The 16857-nt window shown below is 33.1% G+C and carries 17 protein-coding genes and 1 riboswitch; of the genes, 15 read left to right on the top strand and 2 right to left on the bottom strand.

The features are described 5' to 3' along the window. Positions 1-35: 35 nt before the first annotated feature. The 15 genes from rsxC (at position 36) to AC2UOP_RS02220 (ending at position 14677) form a co-directional block, all read left to right on the top strand. Positions 36-1391 carry an electron transport complex subunit RsxC gene (gene rsxC, locus AC2UOP_RS02290; protein ID WP_249242167.1) on the top strand — a complete coding sequence of 452 codons (1356 nt, stop codon included), beginning with the start codon at positions 36-38 and terminating at the stop codon, positions 1389-1391. Between the two features lie 9 nt (positions 1392-1400). After that, a complete protein-coding gene (locus AC2UOP_RS02285; RefSeq protein WP_484832481.1) occupies positions 1401-2357 on the top strand; it encodes an RnfABCDGE type electron transport complex subunit D in 957 nt (318 codons plus the stop codon). Next, positions 2354-2917 carry an RnfABCDGE type electron transport complex subunit G gene (locus AC2UOP_RS02280; protein WP_070600001.1) on the top strand — a complete coding sequence of 188 codons (564 nt, stop codon included), beginning with the start codon at positions 2354-2356 and terminating at the stop codon, positions 2915-2917. Before AC2UOP_RS02285 ends, AC2UOP_RS02280 begins: the two co-directional genes overlap by 4 nt. Before the next feature lie 9 nt (positions 2918-2926). Continuing rightward, complete coding sequence (gene rsxE, locus AC2UOP_RS02275; protein WP_019213684.1) at positions 2927-3520, top strand: electron transport complex subunit RsxE; 594 nt, start codon at positions 2927-2929, stop codon at positions 3518-3520. Next, a complete protein-coding gene (gene rsxA / locus AC2UOP_RS02270) occupies positions 3521-4096 on the top strand; it encodes an electron transport complex subunit RsxA (protein ID WP_249242165.1) in 576 nt (191 codons plus the stop codon). A 10-nt stretch (positions 4097-4106) separates the two neighbouring features. After that, positions 4107-5045, top strand: coding sequence for an RnfABCDGE type electron transport complex subunit B (locus AC2UOP_RS02265; RefSeq protein ID WP_484832480.1), 939 nt, complete (start codon positions 4107-4109; stop codon positions 5043-5045). A gap of 67 nt (positions 5046-5112) precedes the next feature. Continuing rightward, the gene (locus tag AC2UOP_RS02260; RefSeq protein ID WP_106017733.1) at positions 5113-5496 is read left to right on the top strand and encodes a NusG domain II-containing protein; all 384 of its coding nucleotides are present in this window, start codon (positions 5113-5115) and stop codon (positions 5494-5496) included. Further along, positions 5493-6008 (top strand): Gx transporter family protein, encoded by a 516-nt coding sequence (locus AC2UOP_RS02255; protein ID WP_484832479.1) that lies wholly within the window; start codon positions 5493-5495, stop codon positions 6006-6008. Before AC2UOP_RS02260 ends, AC2UOP_RS02255 begins: the two co-directional genes overlap by 4 nt. After that, a complete protein-coding gene (gene radC / locus AC2UOP_RS02250; protein ID WP_480021261.1) occupies positions 6001-6702 on the top strand; it encodes a RadC family protein in 702 nt (233 codons plus the stop codon). Before AC2UOP_RS02255 ends, radC begins: the two co-directional genes overlap by 8 nt. A gap of 4 nt (positions 6703-6706) precedes the next feature. Then, complete coding sequence (gene mreC, locus AC2UOP_RS02245; RefSeq protein ID WP_484832478.1) at positions 6707-7540, top strand: rod shape-determining protein MreC; 834 nt, start codon at positions 6707-6709, stop codon at positions 7538-7540. A gap of 4 nt (positions 7541-7544) precedes the next feature. Then, a complete protein-coding gene (locus AC2UOP_RS02240; RefSeq protein ID WP_484832477.1) occupies positions 7545-8036 on the top strand; it encodes a hypothetical protein in 492 nt (163 codons plus the stop codon). Between the two features lie 8 nt (positions 8037-8044). After that, positions 8045-11374 carry a penicillin-binding transpeptidase domain-containing protein gene (locus AC2UOP_RS02235; RefSeq protein WP_484832476.1) on the top strand — a complete coding sequence of 1110 codons (3330 nt, stop codon included), beginning with the start codon at positions 8045-8047 and terminating at the stop codon, positions 11372-11374. Between the two features lie 10 nt (positions 11375-11384). Beyond that, the gene (locus AC2UOP_RS02230) at positions 11385-13238 is read left to right on the top strand and encodes a TIGR03960 family B12-binding radical SAM protein (protein ID WP_484832475.1); all 1854 of its coding nucleotides are present in this window, start codon (positions 11385-11387) and stop codon (positions 13236-13238) included. After that, positions 13222-13908, top strand: a complete 687-nt coding sequence (locus tag AC2UOP_RS02225) for a TIGR03936 family radical SAM-associated protein (RefSeq protein ID WP_484832474.1) — start codon at positions 13222-13224, stop codon at positions 13906-13908. Before AC2UOP_RS02230 ends, AC2UOP_RS02225 begins: the two co-directional genes overlap by 17 nt. Positions 13909-13967: 59 nt before the next feature. Beyond that, a riboswitch (THF riboswitch) is annotated at positions 13968-14060 on the top strand. Between the two features lie 56 nt (positions 14061-14116). After that, positions 14117-14677, top strand: a complete 561-nt coding sequence (locus tag AC2UOP_RS02220; protein ID WP_019213675.1) for a folate family ECF transporter S component — start codon at positions 14117-14119, stop codon at positions 14675-14677. Positions 14678-14767: 90 nt separating this feature from the next. Here AC2UOP_RS02220 and AC2UOP_RS02215 read toward each other — a convergent pair whose 3' ends face one another. Together AC2UOP_RS02215 and lgt are read right to left on the bottom strand one after the other, a co-directional pair. After that, on the bottom strand, positions 14768-16090 hold the full coding sequence (locus AC2UOP_RS02215; protein ID WP_484832473.1) for a hypothetical protein: 1323 nt from the start codon (positions 16088-16090) through the stop codon (positions 14768-14770). Further along, positions 16069-16854 carry a prolipoprotein diacylglyceryl transferase gene (gene lgt / locus AC2UOP_RS02210; protein ID WP_484832472.1) on the bottom strand — a complete coding sequence of 262 codons (786 nt, stop codon included), beginning with the start codon at positions 16852-16854 and terminating at the stop codon, positions 16069-16071. The genes AC2UOP_RS02215 and lgt overlap by 22 nt, the downstream gene beginning before the upstream one ends. Positions 16855-16857 lie beyond the last annotated feature (3 nt).

Below are 16857 nucleotides of genomic sequence, written 5' to 3'. Positions count from 1 at the left end.
TGTTATAATATTTATTTGTGAAATGGGGTGATTTTATGTCAATACTTAAGACCTTTGCTGGAGGCGTTCATATGCCCGAGTATAAGGAACTATCAGAAAAACAAGCAATTGAAGAGCAAAAAGAGCCAAGTAAAGTTGTTATTCCACTAAACCAACACGTAGGCGCTGAATGTACACCACTTGTTAAAAAAGGCGACTTCGTTAGAGAAGGCCAAAAGATTGGTGACAGTGATGCATCTTTATTTGCACCTGTTCATGCTAGTATTTCTGGTATAGTTAGAGATATTGGCAAAGTTTACACTACTGGAGGCTGGCTTGTAAATTCAATTACTATTGAAAAAGCAAGTGATGAAGAATTAGAGGCCTTAGGCAATCCAAATTGTAGTGAACTTTTAATGGAGGGTTACGGTGACTTTAGAAATCTATCTAAAGAAAAAATCATCGAACTAATTAAAGAAGCAGGAATTATAGGTATGGGTGGAGGAGCGTTCCCATCGTTTGCAAAAATACAATCGTCTGACGATGGCACCATAGACACTATAATCATCAATGCTGCTGAATGTGAGCCGTTCTTGACATGTGACCACAGAATGATGCTTGAATATTCAGACAGAATGATAGGCGGACTTAGGATAGTTATGAAATATCTTAACGTTAGCAGTGCTTACATAGGAATTGAAGATAATAAAAAAGACGCTATTGACCTACTAGAAGAAAAGCTTAAAGATGATAAGTTTATCAAAGTAGCAGTACTTAAGACAAAGTTCCCTCAAGGAGACGCTTACAGAATGGTTGACTCAATCTTAGGAAGAAAAGTTCCTCAAGGAGGAAGAACTAAGAATGTTAACACATTTGTAAGTAATGTTGGTACATTCGTTGCTATTTACGATGCAGTAACATTTGGTCACGCATCACATAAGAGGGTAGTTACAGTTACAGGTAACGGTGTTAAAGAGCCAAAGAACATCAACGCATACGTTGGAACATCTATTAGAGACCTAGTTGAAGAAGCTGGCGGATTTAATGGAGACGTTACAAAAGTTATTGTTGGTGGACCAATGACTGGTGTTGCACAATATTCATTAGATACACCTATATCTAAGAACACATCAGGCATAATCCTTTTAACTGATAACGACTATAAAGATCAAGAAGAAAGCCAATGCATTAAATGCGGTAAATGTGTTGACGCTTGTCCAGTACACTTAATGCCACTTTATATCTCAAGATATCAAGAGTTAGGCAATTTAAAGATGTGCGACAAGTACAATGCTCAAAGCTGCATAGTATGCGGATCTTGTTCATTCGTTTGCCCTGCAAAGAGATTCTTAGCTGAAAGGATTTCAGTAGCAAAGAGAGAGATAAAACAGTCTCTAAGAAGATCTAGATAGGAGGGAAATATGGAAACAAATAAAAATGTTCAAAGTGAAAAGCTTTATAGAGTAAGCTTAGCTCCATATTTGCGTTCTAAGTCTACTACACAAAAGATGATGCTAGACGTTATCATAGCTATGCTACCAGCTCTAGCAGCAAGCATTTACTTCTTCGGCATGAACGCTTTGATGTTAACTGTTGTATCAGTTATTTCATGCGTTGTAGCAGAAGTATTTATGCAAAAATTATTCAAAAAGAAAGTTACAGTAAGCGATTTATCGGCTGTAATTACAGGAATTTTACTAGCATTTAACTTACCAGCAAGTGCACCTTGGTGGATGCCTGTATTTGGCGGATTCTTCGCAATATGCATAGTAAAGCAAATCTTCGGCGGAATTGGTTCTAACTTTATGAACCCAGCACTTGCCGCAAGAGCAGCTATCATGGCATCTTGGCCAGGACTAATTACTAATTACATTACACCTGATGGAGTAGCATCAGCTACACCACTTCAATTAATGAAAGCTAGAACAACAGGTGAATTGCCATCACTTATGGATATGGCAATTGGTAATATCGGTGGAGTTATAGGCGAAACTTGTTCAATACTATTAGTTTTAGGAGGAATCTATCTAATAGTAAAGAAAGTTATTGATTGGAAGATACCTTGCCTATACATTTTAACAACAACAGTATTATTAGCAGCATTTGGCGTTGACATAAGCTTATTGCCATACCATATACTTGGTGGAGGTCTTATTTTAGGAGCCTTCTTCATGGCAACAGACTTCGTTACTTGTCCAGTAACACCAAACGGAAGAATTATATTTGCTATAGGATGCGGTATAATCACAGCTATAATCAGAGTGTATGGCGGTATGGCAGAAGGTGTTTCATACGCAATCATACTTATGAACACAGCTACACCTCTAATCGAGTCATTAACTACACCTAAGGTATTTGGGGAGGTTAAGAGCAAATGAAAGAAACAATAAAACTTGGTTTAATATTATTTATCATTGCGGCTTTCTCAGGAGGAATACTATCTTATACAAACAGTTTAACTAAACCTATCATTGACGAAAGAGAATACGAAGAAACTCAAGCTGCATTTAAAGAACTAATTCCAGATGCTGATAGTTTTGATGAGCTTGACGCAGCAAAATTAGAAAGCTTAAAGAGTGAAAATAAAAAAATACAAGATATATATGAAGCAAAGAAAGATGGTTCAGTAATTGGATATACATTCAAAACTGCTGGATCAGGTTATGGCGGAGACGTTGTTATATTAACAGGTATTGCAGAAGATAAAATTACAAAGATACTTGTTTTATCACACAAAGAAACACCATCACTAGGAGATAGAATCGAACATGATGAGTTTAAAGATCAATTTGTTGATAAAGATGCAAGTCATGAACTAGTTTTATCAAAGAGCGCTTCTGGAGAAGAGATACAAGCTATATCAGGCTCAACAATTTCTTCAAGAGCAACTGTAGAATCTGTTAATCAAGCAATTGACGCTTTGAGTAAGTTAAAGTAGAGGTGCGAGATGAAAATATCAAAAATATTTAAAAACGGTATGATTGATAATAATACAATATTATCACAATTAGTTGGTCTATGCTCAGTACTTGCCATCTCTAGTACTCTAAAAAACTCAGTTACAATGGCAGCTGCAGTTTTAATAGTTACAATTCTTTCGAACTTTTTCATATCCTTATTAAGAAAGGTAATACCTTCAAAGATAAGAATACCTATATATATAGTTATCATAGCAACATTTGTTACTATCATTGACTTAGTATTGCATGCATATTTACCAGATATGTACAAGCAATTGGGCTTGTTTATCCCACTTATAGTAGTAAACTGTATGATACTTGCTAGAGCTGAAAGCTTTGCATCAAAGAACAATGTTTTTTACTCGATAATTGACGGCTTAGCATCTGGCTTAGGTTATGCTATTGCAATATGTGCATTAGGTTTTGTTAGAGAGTTAATAGGCGCAGGTTCTATATGGGGTAACCAAATATTCCATGGAGCTTCTCTATTCGTACTACCTCCAGGAGCATTCATTGTTCTAGGTATATTTGTAGCAATCTTTAACATATACTTATTGAAAAAGAAGAAGGAGGAAAACTAGATGGGAACAATATTTAAGATTCTTATTTCTACAATTTTTGTAAACAACTACGTTTTCGCTCAATTCTTAGGAATTTGTCCGTTTTTAGGTGTTTCAAGTAAAGTAGAAACAGCGACAGGTATGAGTGTAGCCGTTACATTCGTAGTAACACTTGCTTCAATCATTACTTATTATGTACAAAAATTATTATTAGATCCATTTAATCTAGGATATTTACAAACAATAGTTTTTATACTTATCATAGCATCACTAGTACAATTTGTTGAAATGGTTATAAAGAAAATTTCTCCAGCTCTTTATGGAGCGATGGGTGTTTTCCTACCACTTATTACAACAAACTGTATGGTACTAGGTGTTGCAATACTTAACATACAAAGTGGATACAACATCTTTGAGGTAATAACAAACGCTATTGGCGCATCACTAGGTTTTGGCCTAGCACTAATACTACTTTCATCATTAAGAGAAAAACTAGAACTTGTTGATGTACCAGAACCTCTTAAGGGAATGCCTCTTGCATTAATCGCAGCAGGACTTATGTCTATTGCGTTCATGGGCTTCTCAGGACTAGTATAGGAGGTACACTATGGAAGTATATTTAATACCTATAGCAGTCTGTGGTATCATAGGCTTGATTTTTGCTGTTTTACTATCAATAGCTTCAAGAGTTTTTGAAGTAAAACTAGATCCAACAGTAGATAAGGTTTTATCTGCACTACCAGGAGCTAACTGCGGTGCCTGCGGTTTTCCAGGATGTGAAGGACTTGCCAATGCAATTGCAAAGGGAGAAGCACCTGTTAACACATGTCCAGTAGGTGGAGCAACATGCGCAGGTAAGATAGCTGCAATACTTGGTGTTGACGCAGGTAGCACTGAAAAGATGGTTGCCAACGTATTATGTCAAGGCGACTGCGATAAAACTAAAATAAAATATGATTACAAGGGCATAGAAAGCTGTTCATTTGCATCACAAATCTCAGGCGGACCAAAGTCTTGTGAGTTTGGTTGCGTTGGATGCGCTTCATGCGTTAAAGCATGTCCATTTGATGCTATCGAGATGGTAAATGGCGTTGCTCATGTATTAAAAGAAAAATGTAAATCTTGTAAGATTTGCGTTGGAACATGTCCAAAGAAAATTATTGAGATGGTTCCATATAAGAGCAAGGTATTTGTTAAGTGTAAAAACACTAACATGGGTAAAAAAGTTAAAGAAGCATGCGGTATAGGATGTATCGGATGTAAGATTTGTGTTAAGAACTGTCCAAAAGATACTATTGCTTTTGAAAATAACTTGGCTCACATTGTTTACGAAGGATGTATTAACTGTACTATATGTGCACAAAAATGTCCTACAAAGGCAATTCATGCTGAGAATTTAAAACCAAAGCCAGCAGCTCCAAAGCCAGCAGCACCTAAGGCTGAAGTACCAAAAGCAGATGCACCAAAAGCAGAAGCTCCTAAGGCAGAGGCTCCAAAGGTAGAAGCTCCTGCAAAGGAAGCTGAAACTGCTAATAGAGAAGCATAATTAGATAATTATCTTTTAAGGGTATGGTAGAGCCATACCCTTAAAACGATAAAAAGAGGTTTATTAAATGAAAAAATTAGATGTCGTTTTAATAATTTTTTTAATATTATTTTCATTTATCTTTATCGTTAAAGATAAATTTTTCGCGTCTAATTCAAATGATAAGTACATAGCCATCTCTGTTGATGGCAAAGAATATAAAAATCTTGAATTTAAGGATAAAACATATATATATCCTTTAAAGACTAAGTATGGATTTAACAAGATAGAAATTGCTAAGGACTATGTAAGAGTCTTAGAGGCTGACTGTCCAAATAAACTTGATGTTTTACAAGGAAAGATACATTCAATTAATCAAAGTATAGTTTGTATACCAAATAGAATGATCATTGAGATAAAGTCAAGGACAGATAAAAAAGATAGTGAAGAATTGGATGCAGTGATTAAATGATGAAGACGAAAGATTTTATTTATATTGCTTTATTCACTGTATTCGCAGTGGTTTTAAGCATCATAGAAAACTTCATACCGCTATCGTTTAGCATACCAGGCCTAAGGATAGGTCTTGCAAACATCGCAGTTCTTGCAGTTTTGTATCTATACTCTTTTAAATACGGCTTATTTATAATAATCATAAAGAATATTTTAGTTTTTCTTCAATTTGGAAACATCATCGCCTTTTTGATGTCGATGAGTGGAGGTATATTAAGCGTTATATTTATGTATATATTTAAGCGATACTTAAATAAGTATTTTAGCATTTATGGTGTGAGCGCTGTTGGAGCTTTTTTTCACAATTTTGGACAAATTTTATGCGCATCAATAATATTATCAAATAAGATTATTTTTGCATATTTACCAATACTAGTCATCATAGGAACATTTACATCTATAGTAATTGCCAAAATTGCAGAGCTTTTTATCAATAGATTTAAAAATATAAGAGGGTTTATCAATGAATAATATAGAAGAGAAAAAAATAATGATGCAAGACATTAAGCTTGACGACAGACCAAGGGAAAAGCTTATAAGCCGTGGTAGAGAAGCACTTGAACTTGCTGAAATCTTAGCTATAATCATAGGCACAGGCACAACAAACTATAGCGCAATTGATTTATCTAAAGAGATTTTAAAGAGGTTTAATAATTTAAATGGCTATGCATCTTTAAAGGTAGAGGACTTAACTGAAATTAGCGGTGTTGGAAAGGCTAAGGCCTGTCAAATCATAGCTGCGCTTGAACTTGCTAGGAGACTGACTGGACCATCAAGTCTATATGAAGCTGAAAGTCTAAACGATCCAAAAAAAGTTTACAGGGCATATAGAAATGAGTTTATGAACGAACCTCAAGAAAAATTTATAGTGCTTGCACTTGATACAAAACTTAAACTAATTAAAATAATTGAAGTTTCGAAAGGCACAGTAAACTCAACACAGGTGCATCCAAGAGATGTATTTAGAGATTTAGTTAAGTGCAATGCAAGTAGCTGCATACTTATTCATAACCACCCAAGTGGTGATTCGAGTCCATCACACGAGGATAAACTGCTAACGAATAGACTAGTAGAGTGCTCGAAAATTATTGGTATATCTATTTTAGATCATTTAATTATTGGAGATACTTTCTTTAGTTTTAAAGAACATAATCTCATGGAGTGATATAATGAATTTTATTAAAAAACATAAAGTAATTTTAACAATTTTAGTTTTACTATTAGCCATAGTTCTTATTATTACCATAAATAATAAGAAAAAGTCGCTTAATAGCGTTGAGTCTGCGCCTAGTGATATCATGTCTAAGATATCATCGTTTTTCTATGGCGGCGCGAACAGAATTTCTAACGGTTTTAAAGGTTTATTTTCGAAAGATGATTCAAAGAGCAAGATAAAAGAGCTTGAAGAAAAAGTAAGTATACTTGAAGATAAGAACAGAGAGCTCGAAACTGTGATTATGAAGTCATCATATCTTAAAAAAGAATACAATTTATTGCAAAATACAAAATACGATTTAACGAAGGCCAAGATAGCGTCCATGGATCCTGATGAATGGTACAAGAGATTTACCATAAACAAAGGAAAAAAAGATGGTGTTAAAGACGGAGACATAGTTATAGGCGCTTCTGAAATACAAAACAACGTATACATCGAAGGACTCTTGGGTAAAATCACAGACGCATCAAAGGATTCATCAAGAGTTATTTCTCTTAATGATGATAAGTTTAAAGTAAGTTTTAATATACTTAGAAACAATGAATCAGGCGTTATGGGCGGAACTTTCGATTCTAAGATTGAAGGCTATATGTTTGATTCAAATGCCGATGTTTTAGTTGGCGACAAGCTTATCACATCAAGTTCATCAGATGAGTACCCACCAAACATTTATTTAGGGGAAGTAGTTGAAGTTATAAACGATGAATCAAATTTAAAGAAGCTTATAAAGGTAAAGGCGGCAGTAGATATAAAAGATGTTTCAAATGTATTTATAATTAAAAGGTAATGAGATGAAAGTTTTAGCATTTTTAATTTTTTTATTTATAAACTATATTTTAAAAGCAGCCATATTACCAAACTTTTTGCCAATTAATTTTATATTTAACATGACGCTTTGCTTAGTCGTGTCGCTTGCATTATTAGCAAAGAGCAGAGAAGGCTTAATTTGGACCATAGTTGTAGCAATTTTAAATGATTTACTTGCTCATGAGGTTTTGTTTTTAAATTTATTTTTATTTACAATAATTTATTTAATAATATATTTTATTAGAGATAACATTAATATGGAAAATTTATTAAGTATAGCTATAGTAAACATAGTAGTGTATTTATTTTATATAATATTCTCATACATACTATTAAGTTTTATGGGTGTAGACATTATTATTTCGCATCTTGCTAAAAATATCTTTTCTATAAAGATAGTTTTTGTAGCGCTATATGGAGTGCTAAGCTATCTTATATCAAAGAAGATATTTAGGTATAAAAATTATGACATCTAGGTGATATCATGAATAATCTTGAGAAGAATAAGAGATATACATTTATAAATTTTGTGATTATAGTTATTTTGAGCATTTTAGTATTAAAGCTTGCTCATTTAACTTTAGTTGAAGGCGATCACTACAGGTATATTTCTGACAATTCTAAAATTAGAACGATAACTGTTACAGCTCCGAGAGGCGAGATTAGAGACAGGTACGGAAGGTTAATAGCTGGCAATCTTCCTTCTTTTACTGTGCAAATTTTTAAGGATGATATGCTAAACTTAGAGGCTGAAGATAGAAATAAAGCTCTTCTTGAGCTAGCAACAAGTCTTGAGGAGGATGGAGTAATATATCAAAACGACTTTCCTGTAGATTTTAATTATTTTGCGTATAAGGATGATGCTGACTACATCAGCAAAGATAAGTCACCTATAAAAACTGTGATAGATTTTATAAAAAATAAAGATGTTTTAGATAGCTGCTTAGACATGTACATGACTTTTAATAATGATGAGAAGAGTTATGATGTAAGACTTGCTAATAGAGCTTTATATGCGATAAAATCAAAATTTGTTGACTTTCCAGTTGAATATAAAAATACTGGAGATAAATATGAATTCGTAGCAAATGATAAATTTCTTGATTTTAAGCAAAAGAACGAATTTAATGAAGGACTAAGCCCAAGAGGGCTAGTTACTGAGATCATAGTTAGTGATGACACAATTCTTAGCAGAATTCTATCTCATCCTATGATTAGAAAGCTTGTTTATGAAAAATTTAAAGATAATGGTCTTGAAAAAATTGCGCTTAAGGACTGTGTAAACACATTTTATGAGTCATATCTTGAGCAAAAAAGAGCACTTATGAAGCAGTATCCAAATTTTATTACTTATGACACAAGTGCTAAAGACGATTTTATCAATATTTTCAAAAACACATCACTAAAGAATATGCTGGGAAAAGCATATAAGAACGAAGATGATGAAATTATTGCTCCAGGAAAGATTTTGATCGACCTAATCAGATCTAAGAATATTGAAACAAAGGTTGAGGCTATAATTAATCCGGATAGCTTAGATGTTTTATATAGATATAAAGACGAAAAATTTGATTCAGATACACCAGCTATTGACGAACTTATTAAAGAAGCTGACAATAAGGAAATTATGAATCAGTTTATTAGTAATAATAAAATTAGGCCATATGCTCAAAAATGCTTACTCGAAGATGAAGTACAAACAAGGATTTCTATAGCAGGTGATTTTGAGTATGTGGATTTAATTCAGTACAGGACATTCTTGGAGAGAATTTTCAAGTTTAAAGACAAATTCGAAGACAAAACTCCAGAAGAAACACTTCGTAAAGCTATGGAAAAATACAGCATTGACGAGGATTATGCTCGCTATGAAGCAAAGACTCTTCTTAGCATATATGAGCTATTTTTAAAGCAAGGTCAACTAGCTTATCAACCGATAAAATTTGCTTATGGCATTAAACCACAAACAGTTGCTAAAATCGAAGAAAAATTATATTTAAATACAGGTATAAATATTTCTATCGAGCCAATTAGGTATTACCCGATGGGCTCAGTTATGTGCCACGTTATAGGCTCTTTAGGAAAGATATCAACCGATGCCGAAATTGAAAAATATATAAATCAAAAGAAATATTTACCTGACTCAATCATCGGTAAAACTGGTATTGAAGAATCTTATGAAGATGTACTCAAAGGTAAAGACGGCGAGATGGTTGTCGAAGTCGATAGAATTGGTAACAAAACTAGAGTTATTTCAGAGACAAAACCTGAAAGAGGCAATACCATCTATCTAAGCATTGACGCTGAATTACAAAAGAAGTGCGAAAAACTTCTTGAAAGAACAATAAAAACTATACCAAGAAGCGGCACCTTCGCTAGTAAGTATGGCGATTTCAAGATGGGGTGGGACAGAAAAAGAAAGAGAACTTATGATAATACAAGCTCTGGATCCATCGTTTTAAATAATCCAAACACAGGTGAAGTATTGACTATGGCAAGCTATCCTGGATATAATCTAAATTTATTCGCAACAGGTATTAGCAAAAGTGACTGGGACAGCTTGGGCCCTATAGAAGTTAAAAACCCATTAGCAGCAAGACCGCTACTAAATGTAGCGACACAAACTGCGGTGCAACCGGGTTCTATATTTAAGATATGTACTGGACTTGCGGCACTTGAGAAAGGTCTTAGCCCTCAGACAAAAATTAGGGACATGGGATACGCAGAGCTTGGCACAAAGAAATTTAGATGCCTTTTATGGACTGATTATCACAGGACGCATGGCGATGTCAATTTAAGTGATGCTTTAAAAGTTTCTTGTAACTACTTTTTCTATTCTTTAGCAATGGGAGAGAACCAAAGATTAGGAAAGAAACTTGAAATAAAGCTATCAATTGATGATATTGTTGATATGGCGAAAAGATTTGGCCTTAATGACAAAACAGGTATTGAGATTAACGTTCCAAACGAATTTTCTGGCGGCGTTCCAAATCCTGAAAAGAAATTACAAAACATGAGATTTTATTTAAGAAACTATTTGAATGACAATCTCGCAAATTATGTGAAAAATGGCGTTAGATATGATGAAGTCTTTAGAGACAAGGCGATAAATGAAATATTATCTTGGCTTGAAGAGGGACCAAATATGACAAGAAATCAAGTTATTGAAGAGCTTGATAAGCTTGGCTTTGATACAGAAAAGAAGCTCCATGGCAAGCGTGAGGGCTTAGCTGATATAATTAAGTACACTTATTTAAATCAAGCTAAGTGGAATCTTGCTGATACACTTTATGTAACTATCGGTCAAGGTGATTCATCATATACACCAATACAGATGTCAAATTATGTTGCTACCATTGCCAATGGCGGTGAACGCAATAAATTAACTTTAATTGACTCAATTAAGTCTTATGATGGACTTGAAGATGTATATAATTTTGAAAGAAAATTTGAGGATATTGGACTAAAGAGTAAAAGCGAATTAGATGTTGTTAAAAATGGTATGTACAAGGTAAGTAAGTTTGGTTCGGCAAAACCACTTTTCCAAAATTTCCCTATCAATGTGGGATGTAAGACTGGTACAGCTGAAAAGGATGGTGTAAATCCATACACAAACAAGCCATACGATTCATTCTCATGGTTTGTGGCTTTTGCGCCTTATGAAAAACCAGAGATAGCTGTAAGCGCCTTAGTTTTCCAAGGCGGCATGGGTATAAATGCTGGACCTATGGTAAGAGAAGCCATAGCAGAGTACCTTGGCATGAATAAAGAAAATATTTCAAATGACCTACCACTTGTAACAAAGGTCTTAAAGTAAGGAGAATATATTGATTAATAGAAAGAAATTAGAAAAAATACTTAAGCTTGTGGAAAAACCCGCAAGATATATAGGTATGGAGAAAAACTCAATAGTTAAAGATTTTGATAAAACTAAGGTGAAGTTTGCTTTTTGTTTTCCAGATAATTATGAGCTTGCAATGAGCTATTTAGGACTTCATATACTTTATTTCTTGATAAATCAAAATGAGGATTATCTATGTGAGAGAGCTTTTTTGCCTAGCTATGATATGGAAAAAATGATGAGAGAAGAAAATCTTGAGTTTTTCTCACTAGAAAATAAAGAAGAACTTAAAAATTTTGACGCAGTAGGCTTTACTTTGCAATATGAGATGAGCTTTGCTAATATATTAAGAATGCTAGATTTAGCTAATTTAGAATTAAAGAGCATAGATAGAAAAGAAAGTGATCCAATCATAGTAGCTGGAGGACCTTGTGCAGTTAACCCTGAACCAATTGCTGAAATTATTGACGTATTTCAAATAGGTGAGGGCGAAGAGATGATGCTAAGATTCTTGGAGCTTTTAAAGATTAAAAAAGAAAAAAATCAAAGCAAAGATGAATTTCTTGAAACGCTTGCTAAAGAAGATGGCTTTTATGTGCCAAAATTCTATAAACCCCATTACAATGAGGACGGAACTATAAAAAATTATGAAAAATTAAATCCAAATTGTAAAGACAGAGTAAAAAGAAATTATATCTCAAGCGTTGACAAGATGTTCCAAATCGATCGAATGATAGTTCCATACATCGACGTGGTTCATAAAAGAGCTGTAGTTGAGATATTTAGAGGATGCACAAAGGGATGCAGATTCTGCCAAGCAGGCATGCTTTATAGACCTATCAGAGAAAAATCTGAAGAAAATATTAAAAATATTGCAAAAACTATGATAGATAATACTGGCTACGACGATGTTAGTTTGTTTTCGCTAAGTACTTGTGATTACACTAATCTTAGAGAAGTAGCGGGTAAGATGAAAGAGTATTTTGTGAAAAATAATGTAAGTGTTTCGCTGCCATCATTAAGACTGGATTCGCCGAGCATAGATGTTTTAAAAGACCTTTCAGACGTAAGAAAGTCTTCTTTAACATTCGCTCCTGAGGCAGGCAGTCAAAGGCTTAGAGACGTTATAAATAAAAATGTTACTGAAGAAAATTTAGTTGATGTAATGACTTATGTTTTTGGTGAAGGCTGGTCCAAGATTAAATTATATTTCATGATAGGCCTTCCAACTGAGACAGAAGAAGATATTAGAGGCATAAAAGAACTTGCTTATTTAGTTAGAGACCTATTCTTCAAAAGAGATAAGGAAGATATTAAGGGAGATTTTAGGCTTGTTGTGAGCACATCATGCTTTGTACCGAAGCCATTTACACCATTCCAATGGTTTAAGCAAGACAGCATAGATGAATTTTATGAAAAGATTGGCATACTTCGCTCAATTATCAAAGATAAAAAGGTCGAGTATAATTATCACGATCCAGAGCTTAGCTACATCGAAGCAGTTTTAGCAAGGGGCGATAGAAAATTATCAGATGCACTTATTTATGCATATAAAGAAGAGAAAAAAGCAGAAAAACTAGACAACGAATTCATTTATGAAAATTATTTAAGTGCATTTAAAAAATATAATCTTGATCCAGACTTTTATGCAAGACGTGAAAGATCTTTTGATGAAGTTTTGCCTTGGGATATAATTGATGTTGGCGTCAGCAAAGAATTTTTGAAAAGAGAGTATGAAAAATCAATTAAGGCAGAAACTACAAAAGACTGTAGAATTTCTTGTAACGCTTGTGGTATAAAGAATTGTGAAATGAGGGGTAAGCATGAAAATTTTGTGTAAATTTACAAAACTCGGATACTTAAAATTCATCTCACACTTAGACCTTGTAGATTTATTTCAAAGAACACTTTTTCAAAATAAGGTTGACGTAAAATTCTCAGAAGGCTTCAATCCGCATCCAAGGATGTCTATAGCATATCCATTGCCACTTGGAATTGAGTCTAACAGCGAGTACATGGAGATTTATCTTAATTCAAGGATTGATTTAAAAGATTTTTTGATAAAGATGAATGAGAGACTACCAGCTGGAATCAAGATTATTGAAGCAATGTATGATGACGATGAGTCCATATCAAATAAAGTGAAATCAGTTGTATATGCCTTTAAATTATTAAATACATTTTTTGATAAAAATAAAGACATCGATATAGCTAAAGAACTTGATAAAATCAACTCCATGGACATAGTTGAAATTGAAAGAAAGAGAAAAAAGGGTAAAAGAAGAATTTTTGTTAAAGAAAATGCAAAAGAGTATCTTAAGCGCTTAGAGCTTAAAGATGATGCTATATACGCATACATCAAAATGAGTGAGAATGGCTCATTAAAGCCCGCGCTCATCTTTGATATACTAAATAATTATACAAATATAAATATGGATGAACTTGATATTGACCTTGAACGCATAGGTTTATACCAAGATGAAGATGGATTAAAGGAAATATTTCTTTAATTATAAAAAATATTTATAAAAGACTTGTAAATTATAAATAATAATGATATAATATGAATTACAGAGTAGAGGAAATGCGCTAGTGTTAAAAGATGGGATGTAGCTTTTAAACGAATGGCATTGAGCCGCGGTGTTTCTTCGCTTCCGCTGTATAAATATTATATTATTTAGAACAGCCTCTGGAATTTTATTTTAGGAGGATTTTTTTATGCAAAAAGGAAGATTTACGACTAAGAAATTAGTTCTAAGTGCATTGTTCGTTACATTAACAATTTTAATGTCTAAATTTTTGAAGATTAAAATTGCTACTGGATTAGTTTTCTCGTTTGGAGGATACCCACTAATGTTTGGTGGTATGGTTTTAGGACCTTATTATGGTTTCATGATGGGTATAGTTTCGGACGTTATTAAATTTATGCTATCACCAAGCCAATTTGGTTTTAACGTCTTCTTTACAATATTAGAAGGACTTTTAGGATGGTTCCCAGGATTTATTCTTTGGAAATTATCAAAAGGCGAAGGTTTCTCAGCTATGCTTAATGACAGAAAACTACAAAATAAAGTAATTATATCAACAAGTTTATTCAGAGCAATATTTATTAACATTATCTGTAATTCAGCGCTTTTACACATATATATGGGAAAAGCACTAGTAGCACTAATGACAGCAAGAATACTAAAGAACACTATCGAAATATTCTTAGTGTACTTCATTCTTACAGCTATAGTAGAAGCTTTTAGAGTTAGAAAAGTTAAATTTGAAGTTTAATTAAAATTTTTAAAAAATATAAATGCCTCATAACATTCCTGTGAGGCATTTTACATAAGATAAGGCAGAGTACTAAGCTCTGCCTTTAATTTATTTATTTTCTCTATCTTTTAAAATAGACTGAACTGCTTCATCAATAACCTTTTCGTTAGTCTTTCTGAAATTACCATCAACAAGGTAGATATCATCTTTAAATCTAAATACAAGAGTAGATATGTGATGCACGCTCGCGATATATGATTCTACATATTCATCATCGAATTCATCAAAATTTAAATATTCGATCTCGCCTTGATTATTAAAAATGTTTCTATCTTTAATAACTTTGTAGATATAGTCAAGTATCTGAGTTTTTTTGCCGTGGTAGTGTTCGCTAGTCATAGTTAAGACCTCACCGATATTATTCTTATCGGTAGTGTAGCTATAGTTTTTTGTATACTTGTCTATAAAAAAGTTTTTGCTAATGAATTTATTGTTATTGTAATAAGAGTGTTTGCTAATATTGCTATCAACTTCAAATATTTCTTGATCCATAGCGTTGTTTATGGGCATATCTAAAAGTTTTGTCTGTAAATTTGTTACCATAAACAAAGATATTGCAATGAATAAGAATCTTGGGAAAAATTTATCAAAAACTTTCTCAATAAGTAATTTATACAATAAAAATGTTAGGGCTGAGCCGATTAGGAAAAAGTATGACGAGAATAACTTGATTAAAGTAATGTTTCCTACTGAATAATTGTAGATATCAAGTCCTACATAAGAAAGCCCCATAAGTATTATAAGCGTGATTAGGATAACCATCAAAACTCTACCGAATTTAAAAGCTTTATCGCTGTTAAATTTTTTACGTAAGGCTTTTGAGTAAAAATAGATGATTCTTCTTAAGTACATAATTGACAAAGTTAAGAATATTAGCGGTATGAAGACCATAAACATGAACTGTTTTAGATTTATAAACTTGTCAATGTTTGGCCAGAATAAAAATATGCTGCTCGCTAAAAATATCATGAATAATGATATAAAAACAGATATTGAGAAGAATCTTATGTTTGAGATGTTCTTCCAGCTACTCTCATCAGCGTCATTTATTGCTTTTTTGCTAGCATTGTGATTTTCAAATATGTTTATATCTTTAAAGCCACAGACGAATTTAAATCCAGCACTCTCCATATCATAAAGATGAGTGGAGAAGGCGCCAAATTTATTCTTTCTAGACTTTGTAAATGGATAGCTTTCACAAAAATATTCAAAATTATTAGCATCGACAGCTTTTTCTAAGCTAATCGATGCTTTTTTAATATCTTTAATCTTGTATCCTTCTTTTCTTAAATTATTAAGATGCTCCTCAAGGCCTTTGTAGTCAATGTTTTGAAAGAGCATTATCTCTTTTATTTTTGCATTTTTTTGCATAAGTTTTCACCTTTTTTATATAGTATAAAGCCTAATGGAACGAGTATTATCGATATCCATTGTGATGTTGAGAAGAATAAGAAGTGTCCTCTTACGTCATCGTATCTTAAAAATTCAACTAAAAATCTTCCTATACCATATAGCATCATATAAAGACCTGTAACTTTACCCTTTGATCTGTCTTTTTTTGAGTAAATAAATAATATTATAAATATTATCACGTTGCCTAAAGAGCTTAATAATTGAACAGGGAAGAGCTTTACGCCGCTTAGCCCAACGCTTTCCTTTGGAAATATCACGCAAAATTTTCTATCCCATGGCATTCCGTAGCAGCAACCAGCCATAAAGCAGCCGATTCTGCCAAATGCATGAGCAAGTGGCACTTCTGGAGCCATCGAGTCTGTTATATCTAGATAATTAAGCTTGTATTTTTTAGCGTAAATATATAAAGCTATGAGAGCGCCTATGATACCGCCGTAAAAAACATAGCCGCCAGCTAGTATATTACTTAGCGTTGTAAATATATCTTTTGAATTCTTAAAACTTTCTATAACAAAGTTAAAATCTGTAATTAAGTAGAGAAGCTTAGCTCCTATGAAGCCTCCTATCATACCATAGACAATTGAATAAAAAATAGTTTCTTTATCTGCTGGATATTCTTTTTTTCTATACCAATAAACAAGGCTTGCCACAACGATGCCAAGAGCTATAAGCGAGCCGTAACTAGCAAGTCTTATTCCAAATATTGTGTAAAATGGTTTCATAGT

It is taken from the genome of Fenollaria sp. (genome assembly GCF_057222035.1).
Note: the sequence above shows the minus strand (reverse complement) of the source record. Positions and strands in the feature narration are given on the sequence as shown.